At 65.7% G+C, this 13,705-nt stretch carries 12 protein-coding genes; 5 read left to right on the forward strand and 7 right to left on the reverse strand.

Annotation, left to right across the window (positions count from 1 at the left end):
• The first annotated feature begins 127 nt into the window (after nt 1–127).
• Entirely contained in the window at nt 128–2,227 is a 2,100-nt protein-coding gene (locus JG746_RS14905; RefSeq protein ID WP_202358815.1) for an EAL domain-containing protein, read from the forward strand.
• 84 nt (nt 2,228–2,311) lie between these two features.
• Here the strand turns inward: JG746_RS14905 and JG746_RS14910 are convergent, their stop codons facing one another.
• The gene (locus JG746_RS14910; protein WP_202358816.1) at nt 2,312–2,506 is read right to left on the reverse strand and encodes a hypothetical protein; all 195 of its coding nucleotides are present in this window, start codon (nt 2,504–2,506) and stop codon (nt 2,312–2,314) included.
• 255 nt (nt 2,507–2,761) lie between these two features.
• Between JG746_RS14910 and JG746_RS14915 the strand changes: the two genes are divergently transcribed.
• Nucleotides 2,762–3,481, forward strand: a complete 720-nt coding sequence (locus tag JG746_RS14915) for a 3-keto-5-aminohexanoate cleavage protein (protein ID WP_202358817.1) — start codon at nt 2,762–2,764, stop codon at nt 3,479–3,481.
• Nucleotides 3,482–3,486: 5 nt separating this feature from the next.
• Here the strand turns inward: JG746_RS14915 and JG746_RS14920 are convergent, their stop codons facing one another.
• Complete coding sequence (locus JG746_RS14920) at nt 3,487–5,007, reverse strand: AMP-binding protein (protein WP_202358818.1); 1,521 nt, start codon at nt 5,005–5,007, stop codon at nt 3,487–3,489.
• A gap of 45 nt (nt 5,008–5,052) precedes the next feature.
• Nucleotides 5,053–5,868 (reverse strand): p-hydroxycinnamoyl CoA hydratase/lyase, encoded by an 816-nt coding sequence (locus JG746_RS14925; protein ID WP_202358819.1) that lies wholly within the window; start codon nt 5,866–5,868, stop codon nt 5,053–5,055.
• A gap of 114 nt (nt 5,869–5,982) precedes the next feature.
• Between JG746_RS14925 and JG746_RS14930 the strand changes: the two genes are divergently transcribed.
• A complete protein-coding gene (locus JG746_RS14930) occupies nt 5,983–6,447 on the forward strand; it encodes a MarR family winged helix-turn-helix transcriptional regulator (RefSeq protein WP_202358820.1) in 465 nt (154 codons plus the stop codon).
• Nucleotides 6,448–6,501: 54 nt separating this feature from the next.
• Here the strand turns inward: JG746_RS14930 and JG746_RS14935 are convergent, their stop codons facing one another.
• Nucleotides 6,502–7,635, reverse strand: coding sequence for an NAD(P)/FAD-dependent oxidoreductase (locus JG746_RS14935; RefSeq protein WP_202358821.1), 1,134 nt, complete (start codon nt 7,633–7,635; stop codon nt 6,502–6,504).
• 50 nt (nt 7,636–7,685) lie between these two features.
• Nucleotides 7,686–8,681, reverse strand: coding sequence for an ornithine cyclodeaminase family protein (locus JG746_RS14940; protein ID WP_202358822.1), 996 nt, complete (start codon nt 8,679–8,681; stop codon nt 7,686–7,688).
• 129 nt (nt 8,682–8,810) lie between these two features.
• On the opposite strand from JG746_RS14940, the gene JG746_RS14945 reads away from it, so the two are divergent.
• Nucleotides 8,811–9,272, forward strand: coding sequence for an Lrp/AsnC ligand binding domain-containing protein (locus JG746_RS14945; RefSeq protein ID WP_183461279.1), 462 nt, complete (start codon nt 8,811–8,813; stop codon nt 9,270–9,272).
• 84 nt (nt 9,273–9,356) lie between these two features.
• On the opposite strand, the gene gcvA is transcribed toward JG746_RS14945, so the two are convergent.
• Nucleotides 9,357–10,256, reverse strand: coding sequence for a transcriptional regulator GcvA (gene gcvA / locus JG746_RS14950; RefSeq protein ID WP_202358823.1), 900 nt, complete (start codon nt 10,254–10,256; stop codon nt 9,357–9,359).
• Nucleotides 10,257–10,383: 127 nt separating this feature from the next.
• Here gcvA and JG746_RS14955 point away from each other — a divergent pair, with 127 nt between their 5' ends.
• Nucleotides 10,384–11,088: an SDR family oxidoreductase gene (locus JG746_RS14955; RefSeq protein WP_202358824.1), complete on the forward strand. Its 705-nt coding sequence runs from the start codon at nt 10,384–10,386 to the stop codon at nt 11,086–11,088.
• Between the two features lie 43 nt (nt 11,089–11,131).
• Here the strand turns inward: JG746_RS14955 and JG746_RS14960 are convergent, their stop codons facing one another.
• Nucleotides 11,132–13,567 carry a putative bifunctional diguanylate cyclase/phosphodiesterase gene (locus JG746_RS14960; RefSeq protein ID WP_244730817.1) on the reverse strand — a complete coding sequence of 812 codons (2,436 nt, stop codon included), beginning with the start codon at nt 13,565–13,567 and terminating at the stop codon, nt 11,132–11,134.
• Nucleotides 13,568–13,705: the final 138 nt, after the last annotated feature.

A 13,705-nucleotide genomic window follows, 5' to 3' on the forward strand; every position in this document is an offset into this window, starting at 1 on the left:
AACTCCGGTTCTTGCCGGCCAATCGAAAGACGGGACGCCGCGAAGTATTGCAGGCCGCGTCCCGGTAACTGTTTCTTCTCTGGTTTTGCCGCAGATTGCCCGCGGGTGGAGCAGGCGAAAACAGACGATGGCGCGTCAAGGCAAGAAAAGTCGCAATGGAGCGTTCTGGGCCAAGGCCCTGGAGCGCGCGCATCTTGGCGTCTGGGACTGGGATCTTCGCACCGGCGATTGCTTCTATTCGCCGACCTGGGCGCGAATGCTGGGCTATGAGGAGGATGAACTCGCCAACACCAGCGATTTGTGGCTGCGGCTTACCCATCCAGACGATCGCGAGCGGGCGCTGGCCAGCGGCGACCGCCACATTGCCGGGCTGACCGATGCCATCGAGACGGAATTGCGGCTGAAGCACAAGCAGGGCCACTGGGTCTGGGTGCTCGACCGCGGCGGCATCGTCGAGCGCGGCGCGGACGGGCATCCGCTCAGGCTGATGGGTGTGCAGACCGACATCTCGAAGCAGAAAGCGGCCGAAGCGGCGCTCGAACAGGTCACGATGCGCTTCCGCCTGGCGCTCGCTGCCAGCGGCACCGGCATCTGGCACTACGACATCGCCACCCACAAAAGCTATTGGGACGCCCGCACCAGGGAGATGTTCGGCGTCGTCGCCGATGCCGACGAGGTGCCGGCCGACCTCTGGCACAGTTTCCTGCACCCCGAGGACAAGGAAGCCACGGAGCGCGCCCACCAGCCGTCACCCGGCTCGGACGCGGTCACCGCTTCGCAATATCGCATCGTCAAGCGCGACGGCGAGATCCGCCACATCGAATCGTTGGTGCGTTACGTCGCCGCGGCGGGCGCCGCCGGTCAGGTTCTCGGCACGGTGCGCGATATCACCGAGGACAAGCTGCGCGAGCAGGAGCTTGCGTTTGCCGCCCGCCACGACGCGCTGACCGGTCTGTGGAACCGCGCCGCCTTCGACAGGCTGCTTGCCGACCACATTGCCACGGGCGTGCCGCTGGCGGTGTTCTATGTCGATCTCGATTACTTCAAGGCGCTCAACGACTTTGCCGGCCACGCCGCCGGCGATCTGGCGCTGAAGAGCGTGGCGGCGGGCATTGGCCGCTGCCTGCCGCCAGCGGCGCATGCGGCGCGACTCGGCGGCGACGAATTTGCCTTGCTGGTGCCGCATTGCGACGCGGCGCAGGCCGAGCGGCTGGCCGGCGCCATACTGGCGGCCGTGCGCGGCGCCGATCTCGGCGTTGCCGCGACGGCGCGGCGGCTCGCGGCAAGCATCGGCATCGCCATCGTCAACGACCGGGCAACCACGGTCGCCGATGCGCTGGCCTGCGCCGACGACGCCTGCTATGCCGCCAAGGCCGCAGGGCGCGACCGCTTCGCGGTGTTTTCGGCCGAGGCCAATTCCGGCGGTCTCAACGCCGCGCGGCTCGCCGCCGACACGGTCGACGCCATGGAGGACGGAAGGCTGAAACTGTTCGGCCAGGAGATCCACCGGCTTGGCCGGCCCTGGCAGGAAAACCGCCATGTCGAGGTGCTGGCGCGGCTTGCCGGGCGCGGCGGCAGGCTGATCCCGCCCAGCGAATTCATCCCGGCGGCGGAGCGCTTCGGCATAGCCGCCAGGCTCGATCGCTGGATCATCCGCACCGCGCTGTCGCGGCATGGCGCGGCGATGAAGTCCGGCGCGATCACGCTCGGCTTCAACCTGTCGGCGCAGACGCTGAGCGACCCCGGACTGTGGGACTTCGTCGACAGCATCATCGAGGAGACCGGGGCGCCGCATTCCGGCATCGGCTTCGAGATCACCGAAACCGCCGCCGTCACCAATTTCGACGCCGCCGAGACATTCGTGCGCAAGGCGCGCGAGCGGCGCTGCAAGGTGAGCCTCGACGATTTCGGCGCCGGCATGAGTTCTTTCGAATATCTCAGGCGCTTTCCGGTCGATGCCATAAAGATCGACGGTTCCTTCATCGAGCACATGGCCGAGAGCCGCTTCGACCGCGAGATCGTCTCGGCCATATCAGGCATTGCCCGCAGCGTCGGCTGCGCCGTCGTGGCCGAGAAGATCGAGCAAGCCGACACGCTCGGTATCCTGCAGGCGATGGGCGTCGATTTCGGCCAGGGTTTCCTGCTCCACCGGCCCGAACCGCTGGAGCAGATCGTGGCGCGCGCGACCGGGCCGGCAAGCGGAGCACAAGCCCGCAAGGCGTCCTGATGCATGTCGCCCAAAAGTGCGTAGCGGTTTTGGGATAAACGACATGCACAAGGCAAAGACTTGAAGCGCGTCGACGCGCTTCAATCAGGCTGAGTGCCGCGCCGCCGCTTGCGGAAAGTCCAGCACCCCGGCCTCGGGCCGCCTGTATTGTGCTTCCGCCACCATCTCGATCAGCAGGTCGAGCGCCTCGCATGCCGCACGGCTCGTCTCGTCACTGCCGCGCAGATAGTGATAGGCGCGTTCGAGATGGATGCGGGCGGCTGAAAAATCGCTGGTCAATGGTTCCCTCCATGATCCCGCCCTAATGTATCTTGGCCGGCCCGGCGGAATGTCGGGTAAATATCCACAGGCGGTTTTTATTCAAATGCCGCGAAATGGCGCCGAAGAGGGAGCGGCGGTGGGACTGCCAATCTCCCCCACAAGGGGGGAGATCGCCTGCTTCACTGGCCACGCTGTCAGGAGTGAAGTCTCCCACTCTTTGCCATGCCTTGCGACACGGCTAGACTGCCGCCTCCCTTGTCAGAGGTGACATGCATGATCGTCCAGGCCTGCATCAGTGGCGCGCGTCCGTACGATTTCCACCCGAAGCTGCCGCTCGATGCAAAGGCCATGGCCAGCGATGCAGCAGCCTGTGTCGCGGCCGGTGCTGGCGAGCTGCACATCCATCCGCGTGGCGCCGACGGGCGCGAAAGCCTGGCCGCCGTCGACGCGACGGTGCTGGCGGTGCGCCTGATCTGCCCGGGCACGTTGACAGGCGTGTCGACCGGCGCCTGGATCGAGAACGATGTCGCGCGCACCCGCGCGGCGATCGCCGGCTGGCGCGAACTGCCCGACTATGCCTCGGTCAACCTGTCGGAGGCCGACGCGCCCGCCGTGATGGAGCTGTTGCGGCAACGCGGCGTCGGCATCGAGGCCGGGCTCGCCACCGTTGCCGATGCCGAGCGGTTCGTCGGCCTTGCCGGCCACAACCAGGTGCTGCGCATCCTGATCGAGATCGATATCCAGGATTTGTCCAAGGCGCTCGACGAGGCACACGGCATCGCCGCCGTGCTCGATCGCGCCGATGTGCGGCGGCCAATCCTGCTGCACGGCGCCGACGCCACCGTCTGGCCGTTCGTCGATCTGGCGCGCAGCAAGCGCTGGTCGACGAGGGTCGGGCTGGAGGACGGCAAGATGCTGGCCGATGGCAGAGTGGCGAAGGACAATGCGGAGATCGTGGCCGCGGCCGTCGCTATTTTCCGCTCGGGCGGCTGAAGGGCTCAGTCCTGCCCGCCGGCGGGTGCTGTCCAAGTGCGCAAAACGTGTTTCTGGATCTTGCCGGATGCGGTGCGCGGCAGCGCGTCGGTGCGCAGGAATTCTCTCGGCACCTTGTAGCGGGCGATGCGGGCGCCGCAATGGCTTGCCAGATCGGCCGGATCGACGATGCATCCGGGCTTCACCACGACGAAGGCGCGCCCGACTTCGCCCCAGCGCGCGTCGGCGACGCCGATCACGGCGGCTTCGGCGATGCCGGGATGGTCGAGCAGAACGGTCTCGATTTCGACGGGATAGACGTTCTCGCCGCCGGAGATGAACATGTCCTTGCGACGGTCGACGAGGGTGACAAAACCGTCCTCGTCGCGCCGCGCGATGTCGCCGGTGCGGAACCAGCCATCGGCGGTGAAGGCGCGCTCCGTCTCCTCCGGCCGGTTCCAGTAGCCTGGCGTGATCGAGGGGCCGGACAGCCATATCTCGCCTGGCTCGCCGGCTGCGACGTCGCGGCCCTCGTCATCGACGAGGCGCAGGCCGATCGTTGGCGCCGGTAGGCCGGCCGAGCCTGCCTTGCCGGCGATGCGGCCGGCCTCGACCGGCATGCCGAGCACCGTGCCTGCCTCGGTCATGCCGAAGCCGTCGGCCATGCACACGCCTTGCGCCAGCCACCAGTTGATTTCGGCGGCCGGGTTTGGCGCGCCGCCGGTGAAGATGGCGGTGAGCGAAGTCCAGTGCGTCGGCGTGAAGTCGGGGTGGTCGCGCAGCATCCTGGCCATCTGCGGCACGCAGAAATAGTGGGTGACGCCAAGGGCCGGATCGGCAAGGCGGCGATTGGTGGCGCCGGCATCGAAACCGGGCGAGATCAGCACCGTGCCGCCGTGAAGCAGCGGCGGGCGCAGATTGGTGATGAGGCCGATGACATGGAACATCGGCGCGTCACAGAGGAATATGCTGGCATTGCCGACACGGCCCAGCATACCGAAATTGACCGCGGTGGCAAAGGCGTTGCGCTCGGTGACGATGACGCCCTTTGGCCGGCCCGACGTGCCCGATGTGTAGAGGATGATCGACGGCGTATCGTCGGCGGGCAGGGGACGGCGCGGCGCCGGCGCCCGTGCCTCCACCGTTCTCGCGAAGGCAGCGATTTCGACAGGCTTGCAACCCTTGGGCAGCGCCGTCTGCAGGACGGCATCATGCAGCAGCAGCGCCGGATCGCAATCGGCAAGGATCGCCTGCTGTTCGGCACCGGCGAGCCGCCAGTTGACCGGCACGAAGATGGCGCCGAGCCGCATTGCGGCCTGCTGCAGGATCAGGAGGTCGGCGCTGTTGCGGGCCAGCGTGGCGATCCGTTGCCCGGGCCTGACGCCGTAGCCGCTTTCGAGAACGCGCACAGCGCGCTGGATGGCCTCGTCAAGCGCGGCATAGGTCCAGCGCCGGCCGGAGGCGAGGTCGACGCAGGCAACGCGGTCCGGCTGCGCGCCGGCATGCAGGGCCACCGGATCTGAAGTCGTCAAGGCCGGCATGCGCATCTCCTCCCAGATTGCGTCGGTGGCTCGCGTCGTTGGCTTATCGCGTCACCTGGCCTTGTCGTAGGCACCGAGGCCGGGCTTGTAGCTCTTTTCGTCGATGAACTGGCGGATGCCTTCCTTGCGGCCCTCATTGTCGTGCGAGTTGGCCGCCTCCTGGGCGCGGACGAGATAGTCCTCGGCATTGTCGTAGGTCATTTCGCCGACGCGGCGGATGGCGTCCTTGGTCGCCTTCAGCGCGATCGGGTTCTTCTTCAAGAGGATGTTGGCGACCTCGGTGACCCGCGCCTTCAGCTCGGCCAACGGCAGGCTTTCATTGACCAGCTTCCAGGCGGCGGCCTTCCTGCCGTCGATCAATTCGCCGGTCAGCGCGTGATACATGGCGTCACGCATCGACAGGAGGTCGACCACCACCTTGGTGGCGCCGCCGCCGGGCAGGATGCCCCAGTTGATCTCGGACAGAGCGAATTGCGCCTCGTCGGCGGCGAAGGCGAGGTCGCAAGCGAAAAGCGGGCCATAGCCGCCACCAAAGCACCAGCCATTGACCATGGCGATGGTCGGCTTGCCGTACCAGCGCAGGCGCCGCCACCAGCCATAGGCTTCCGCTTGCGCCTTGCGCACGGCGCCAAGCCCCTTGGCTTCGGTCTCGCGGAAATACTCCTTGAGGTCCATGCCCGCCGACCAGGCGCTGCCTTCGCCCGACAGCACGAGCACGCCGACATCGTCGCGGTACTCGAGTTCGTCGAGAACCTCCATCATGCGCCGGTTGAGCGCCGGGTTCATGCAATTGCGCTTGTCCGGCCGGTCGAAGCGCACCCAGGCGATGCCGTTCTCGACGTCGAAGGCAACGGTCTCATCGGTCATGGTCGGCATCCTCCCGTTCCATTTGGAAATTGCTATGGAGCATAGCTATCTCGATTGCTATGTCGCATAGTCTTTTTCGCTTGACAAGGGCCGGCATCGCGGCGATCGGTTGGCATGGACGAAACCCAGCTTCACCCCGGGCCAGACATGATGTCCGAAAACGGGCTCGATGCGCAGATCGGCTACAATCTCAAGCGCGCCTCGGCTTTCGCGCTCAATGATTTCGCGGTCGAGCTGACCGATGCGAGGCTGCGCCCGGTCACCTATGGCATGCTGGCGCTGATCGATGAGAGGCCAGGCATCCGCGCCGCGGAGCTGTGCCGCCTGCTCGGCATGAAGAGCGCCAACATGGCGCCGCTGCTGGCCGAGCTGGAAGAGCGCGGGCTGGTGGAGCGCGACGACCATGCCGAGGACAGGCGCGTGCGGGTGCTGACGCTGACGCAGGCGGCCAGGCAGGCCATGCCCGGCTGGCGGCGACAGGTTCGCCGGCACGAGGACAGGTTCCTGCAAAGGCTGACGAAGAAGGAGCGGGCGACGCTGCTGCGCCTGCTGCGCCTGATCTGGACGGATGAAGATTGAGGGCTGTTTAGCTGGTTTCCCGTCCGAGGCTGAGCAGCAGCGGCAGTATGGGTTTCATGGCGTCGTCGCCGGGACCAGGAAACGGTCGGGCGCCAGCGCCGCGGCGGTGACGCCGAGCGCCGTGACATCTTCCGGCAGGGGCTCGCCGCGCATCAGCGTCGCGCTCAGCCTGGCCAAGCTCAGCGACACCTGAAAACCATAGCCGCCCTGGCCGCCAAGCCAGAAGAAGCCGGGCAGGCGGGGGTCGAAGCCGGCGACCGGCGTGCGGTCGGGCGCGAAGGTGCGCAGGCCTGCCCATGGCGTCGACGGCCGGCCGATGCGCATCGACGTCGCCTGCTCGATGCGGTCGACGGCGATGGCGACGTCGAGGTCTTCCGGATACGCGTCGCAAGGCTCGGAGTCGGTCTCGTCGGCGAGCGAGCCGATGAGCCTGCCGGCGTCGGGCTTGAAGTAGAATTGTTCGTGCAAGTCGACCACCAGCGGCCAGCCGGCGATGTCGGTGCCCGCAGGCGGGTCGAACAGGAAGGCGGTGCGCCGCTTGGGCTGGAAGCCGAGGCCGGAGAGCCCGGCCAGGCCAGCGACGACATCGACCCAGGCGCCGGCGGCGTTGACGACGATGTCGGCTGAATAGACACCGGCGCTCGTCTCCACCCGCAGGCCGCCGCCGTCGCGCGAGATGGCGCGCACTTCCTCGCCGGTGCGGATCAGGCCGCCGCCAGCCTTTAGCGCCGAGGCACAGGCCGCCAGCATCTTGTCGGTGTCGACATCCACCGCGTCCGGCTCATAGGCGCCGCCGCAAGTGGCTTCAGTGGCAATGACGGGAACCATAACGTGGAGCTCGGCCGCCGACAGGCGGCGCACGCTGGGCACCAGCGCCTGCAATTCGCCGGCCAGCTTGTCGATCGCGGCGCCGTCGCCTTTCCAGCCGACATGCAGCGCGCCGCGCCGATGGGCAGCAAAGCCGCCCTCGATGATCGCCTGCCGGCTGGCCAGCGTCAGAGCGCGCACCAGCCGGTTTCCATAGGTCTCGGTGAACAAGGCGGCGGAGCGGCCGCTAGCGTGGTAGCCAAGATGCGGCTCGCGCTCGAGGACGGTAACGGAGGCCCAATCCCGCACGGCGGCGGCCACCGACAGACCGGCAATGCCACCACCGATGACGACGATTTTTTGGGGAGGATTCGAAAGCATCCAGCACTCCTAAAAATGATTTCGTATCCAGTCAAACGGCGCGACCGCTTCTACAGGGCCACGGTCCGCCCCAATCCCCGCCGAACTGCCTCGCGATAGGCAAGGTCGGCCGCCACCATGTCTTCCATGGCAACACCCATGGCCTTGTAGACGGTGACCTGGCCGGCGCCGGTCCTTCCCGGCCGCAGTCCAAGCAGCATCTCGCCGAGCTCTGTCCCGGTTTGCGGATCGATGCCATTGAGTTCGCAAGAGCCGACCGGCGTCGGGGCGAAGGCGTCCCTGGTCTCGACGAACAGGCTGGCCCGGCCGACAAGCTCGACCGGCAGTTCGCCGCCGGGCGGCGCGACGCCCACCGACGAGACATGCGTGCCGGGCCGCACCCACTCGGCCGAAATCACCGGCTGGTAGGAATGCGTTGCCAGGCACACGACATCCGACGAGCGCACCGCGGCCTCGATGTCGCAGACGGCGACGACACCCGGATGCCGCGCCGCCAGTGCCTGCGCGTCCGCGAATTCCTTCGAGACGACGCGGATTTCGGAGAAGTCCCGCACCAGCGGCAGGAGGTGCAAATGCTGTCCGGCCTGCACGCCGGCGCCGACCACCGTCGCGACCCTGGCGTCGCGGCGGGCGAGTTCGCGCACCGAGAGCACGGCCGAGCCGGAGGTGCGCACGGCGGTGATGTAGGTGCCGTCCATGACGCAGACCGGCATGCCCGTTTCGGGGTCGAACAGATGGATGGTTGCGAGATGGCTGGGGATCGCCCGGGAGATATTGCCTTCGAAGACGTTGACGATCTTCACCGTCAAATGCATGCCCGCCATCCAGGCCGGCATCGCCAGCGAATAGCCGGCCTGGGGAATGTCGAGCTGCGGCCGCGCCGGATTGACGATCTTGCCGCCGGACAATGCCTTGAAGCCCTCTGCCAGAGCATCGAGAAGCCGGCGCGGGTCGATGCATGTTTTCACCTCGGCCTCGCTCAGGATGAGCACAGGTATGTCGCCCTTGGTCAGGGCATTGCGGGAGGTCGGTGTCGCTGATGTCATGGGAATTGCCTCGGTCGGGTTGCGTTGCCCGCCAACGGTATTGCCACTCGACAGCGTGATGAAATATGCTGTTTTCACGATTTTGGCGTGATAATCGCGCTATCGGTGGCCAGAAAGCGTGAATTCCGAATGGACGATCTTGACCGTATCGATCGCTCGCTGTTGCGCTTGCTGCAGGAGGATGGCCGCCGCACGACGCTCGATCTGGCCCGCCGCGTCGGCCTGTCGCCGACCGGGGCGGCGCAGCGCATCAAGCGGCTGTTTTCCGAAGGCTTCATCCGGGCGGTGCGGGCCGTTCTCGACCCGGCCCGGATCGGCCAGGCACAACTCGTCTTCATCGAAGTGCGGCTCGATCATACGGCCCCGCATGTCTTCGACCGCTTCGCCGAGGCGGTCCTGCGGGCGCCCGAGATCATCGAATGCCACATGGTGGTTGGCGGCTTCGACTACCTGGTCAAGGCGCGCATCGCCGACATGGCGATGTTCCAGGATTTCCTGCAGCGGGTGATCCTGCCGCTGCCCGGCGTCCGGGAGACGCATACCTACGCCTCGATCGCCAATGTGAAGCCGGACGCGTTGCTGCCGATCTAAAGCGCGTCACGCGACGCGCTTTAGATCTTTGTTTTTTATGCATGTCGTTCCCCCAAAACCGAGGTCACTTTTGGGCGACATGCATTAGACCGGCGGCCGTTCCCCGGCATCCAGCAGCCATTGCCGCACGGCCTGTGTCGGTTCGGGATGGCGCTGCTTCCTCGGCATCACGACATGGAAATCCTGCGTGCCGCGCATTTCGCCACTAACCGGCTGGACGAGGCGGCCGGCTGCGAGGTCGGCGGCGACGAGGAAGCGGCTGGCCAGCGCTATGCCCTGGCCGGCGATGGCCGCGTCGATGGCGAGGCTGGTCTGGTTGAAGCGCATGCGTTTGAGCTCGGCCGTCATCTTCAGGCCGACGGCTTTTTCCATGAACTCCGGCCACAGATTGTGCGCGTCGTGTAGCAGGACGTGATGCTGGATTTCGGCCGCGGCGATTTCGGTCGTGCCGGCCGGCAGCAGGGCCGGGCTGCAGATGGCGACGATCTGCTGGGGAAACAGCAGGTCGACGACCAGGCCGGCGCCGAAGGGCGGGCGGCCTTGCCTGACCGCAATGTCGACGCCGTCGGCCTGGAAGCTCGACAGGCTTTCGCTGGCCAGCACGCGCAGGTCGACCAGCGGGTTGTCGGCCATGAAATCCTGCAGCCTTGGGATCAGCCATTTGGTGGCGAAGCTCGGCGTCACACTGATCGTCAGCCGCGCCGGCTCTGGGCGCAGCAGCAGCGTCGCCTCCGAGATCAGGTCGAAGGCGCGGCGGATGTTGGGCACATAGGCGCGCCCCTGATCGGTCAGCGCCAGGCCGCGCGGCAGCCGCTCGAACAGTTTCGTGCCGAGATGGCTCTCCAGGCCGCGAATGTGCTGGGCCACCGCACCCTGGGTGACGTTCAGTTCCTCTGCGGCGATGCGGAAGTTGAGATGGCGCGCCGAGGCCTCGAAGGCGCGCAGCGCATTCAGCGGCGGCAGGCTCAGGAAGGCTTCGGGCATGCAGGAGTTTTTCTACTGGTTGATTTCAGGCATTCTGGTTCGAACCAAGCGGCAAAACCAGCTATATCACCGTTCAAATCCCGAAAACACCGCCTGCGGTGCCCGCCAACCCTGAGAGGAAAATCCAATGAGTGTAGAAAAAGTGGCTGTTGTCGTGGCTGGTGGCAGCGGCATGGGAGCGGCGGCGGCCAAACGGCTGGCCGCGGATGGGTTCAAGGTCGCCATCCTGTCCTCGTCGGGCAAGGGCGAGGCGCTGGCCAAGGCGTTGGGCGGGCTCGGCGTCACCGGCTCCAACCAGTCGAATGACGACCTGCAGCGCCTCGCCGACCTGACGCTGGAGCGTTTCGGCCGCATCGACGTGCTGGTCAACAGCGGCGGCCACGGGCCGCGCGCGCCGATCCTGGAGATCACGGACGAGCAGTGGCACACCGGCATGGACGTCTATCTGATGAACGTCATCCGGCCGGTGCGCATCGTCGCGCCGCAAATGGTCAAGCAGAAGGGCGGCGCCATCATCAACATCTCGACCGCCTGGGTCGCCGAGCCGAACGCGATGTTCCCGACCTCGGCCGTGTTCCGCGCCGGATTGACCGCCTACACCAAGATCTTCTCCAACACCTACGCGGCTGACAATGTGCGCATGAACAATGTGCTGCCCGGCTGGATCGACAGCCTGCCGGCGACCGAAGAGCGCCGCGACAACGTGCCTATGCAGCGCTACGGCACGAGCGAGGAGGTGGCGGCGACGATTGCGTTCCTGGCGTCGGAAGGCGCAGGCTATATCACCGGCCAGAACATCCGCGTGGACGGAGGCGTTATCCGGGCGCTGTGAGGCGCCGACCGGGCTTAGGTTCCTGGCCCCACGATCATGGGGGTTACGCGGTCAGGGCCTCTGGCTGTTCGAAGAGCGTATAAAGCTCGGAGACCGGCATTGGCCGGCCAAACAGCCAGCCCTGGACATCCGTGCAGCCATTCTCCCTGACCAGCCTGTACTGGTCTTCGGTCTCGACGCCTTCGGCTGTCGTCGTCATGCCGAGCGTGGTGCCGAGCTCGGCGACGGCCTTGACGATCGCCCGGCTTTCGCTGCTCTCGCACATCAGGCTGACGAAGCTGCGGTCGATCTTGATGCGGTTGAACGGGAACGATCTGAGATAGCTCAGCGAGGAGTAGCCGGTGCCGAAATCGTCCATGGCTATGGAGATGCCGAGGTCGCGCAGGCTGTGCAGCGTGTTTAGCGTGTTTTCGTTGTTCGCCAGCAGCACCGACTCGGTGATCTCCAGCTCTAGCCGTGACGGCAGCAGGTCCGAAGCCGCGAGCGCCGCGGCGACCTGAAGCGGCAGCCCCTGTTGTTTGAACTGGGCCGGCGAGAGATTGACGGCGACCTTGACGGGCAGGGGCCATTTCACGGCGTCGGCGCAGGCACGCCGCATGATCCACTCGCCAAGCGCGTCGATGACGCCGGTCTCCTCGGCCAATTGGATGAACTCCGACGGCGGCAGCAGGCCGAGGCGCGGATGGTTCCATCGCACCAACGCTTCGAAGCCGGTGAGTTTGGAGGTCTTTGCGTCGTGCAGCGGTTGATAGTGCAGGACGAACTGTTCCTTTTTCACGCCGAGCGCCAGTTCGGATTCGAGTTGGCGCCGCTCCTGCAGTCTCGCGTCCATTCCCGGCTCGAACGACCTGCAGGTGCCACGGCCCTCCATCTTGGCCTTGTACAAGGCCAGGTCGGCATTGCGGATAAGGGTTTCCGAGCGTTGTCCGTCGTCGGGGAAGACGGCGATGCCGATGCTGCCGCCGATGTTGATCTTGTGGCCCTGGACGGAGAATTCGTCGGACAAGGCATGAATGACGCGGCTTGCCAGCACGCCGGCCTCGTCGTTGCCGTCAAGCAGGAGCTGAAGGATGACGAACTCGTCCCCGCCAATTCTGGCCACCATGGCGGTTTCGCCGGCATGCTGTTTCAACCGCTTCGCCACGGCCCCGAGCAACTCGTCGCCGACCGGATGGCCGAGCGTGTCGTTGACCGGCTTGAAACGATCGAGATCGACGCAATGGACAGCCAGCTTCTCGCCGTCCCTGAGGCTTCTCAATGCCTCGTCCATCGTTTCGGCCAGGAGGCCCCGGTTGGGCAGGCCGGTGAGAATGTCATGCGTGGCGAGATGCTGGATCTGTGCGGTGCGTTCCTCGACCCGCCGCTCCAGGGTCTCGGCAGCCTCGACCTGCATCGTCATCGTCCGCCCGATCGCGTACCAGCAGGCCAGCGCCAGCAGCGTGACCACCGCGACCGCCGCATAACCGGCCAGTTCGAATTGACGCACGGACTGGACATCCATGTTGCCGTCGAACCGGCTGTTGGGGAAACCGGCCCAGAGACGCCATGCGCTCCTGGGGTCGTTGAGCGAGAGCGGGATGACTTCGGAATAGATCAAATTGGGGTCGGCCGCCGTGAAGGCACGGGAATCGGCCGCCAGTGCCGTCGACATCTTGTGCTGGTCGGATTCAAACCCGTAGCCTGAATTGACGATGACATAGTCGCTGCTCGGCAACAGTTTGCGCAGCGCCGAGGTAAGCATGATCGCCGACACGGAGCCGCGCAGGCTGCCATCCGCGCCGAACACCGGGACCGAAAGGATGAAGCCTGATCGATCAGCGTCATTGCCGGTGTGGATGAAATCGGTGTTGTCGCAGGTGATGAGCTCCTTCGTGCCGATGACCGGCACATTGAGCCCGTCGATGGCGCTCGAATTTGGATAGTTCGCCTTCAACCAGGCGAGCTGTTTGGCCAACTCGTGGTATTCATAGGTCTCGATCTCCTCGGGAGGGCGGGTCAGCGCATTCTCGTCCAGTTTCGCGCGTTTGGCATCGCCAACGGCATCGGATCTTGCCTTGGCGTTCACGATCAACTGGTCGAACTGGAGGATCGGCTCCTCGAGCTTGCCGGTCACCGCATCGAAGCGGTCCGGGTTGAAATCCAGCGGCAGGAAGTAAACCTCGGAAATGGAGACGTTGCTGGCGAGGTTGTTGTAGATCTGCTGGATTGTCGCACGACCCTCGGCGCCCAGATTTGTGCCGTACCGGTCGAGGTTTCGCACGCTTGGTAGATAGGTCAAGGTCCGCACATTTTCATATACGGCCCGCAAGGCGTCTTCGACGGTCTTGGCCGTCGCTCTGGAAGCTGCCTGGGAATTCTCGAGATAGCGCTCCTTGGCCAGCGCGAAGTTTCGCTGGGCATCGATATGCAACGCCGCCAGCGTCGCCGCGCCGGTCAACAGGATCACAACAAATCCGGCCGCTCGCCTGAATGCGTTCATCTGCGTCCACCCTCGAGTGGCAAGGGATACCGTACGGTGGTTTAGGAAGCGCTAATTGAATTGGTCGTTTCTTACGACTTCCGCGCGCTGCCGCGCATCAGATCCGGCAAGACCCAGACACCCTTTTTTCGCGGGCGG

Source organism: Mesorhizobium sp. 113-3-3 (assembly GCF_016756495.1).
Lineage (GTDB): Bacteria > Pseudomonadota > Alphaproteobacteria > Rhizobiales > Rhizobiaceae > Mesorhizobium.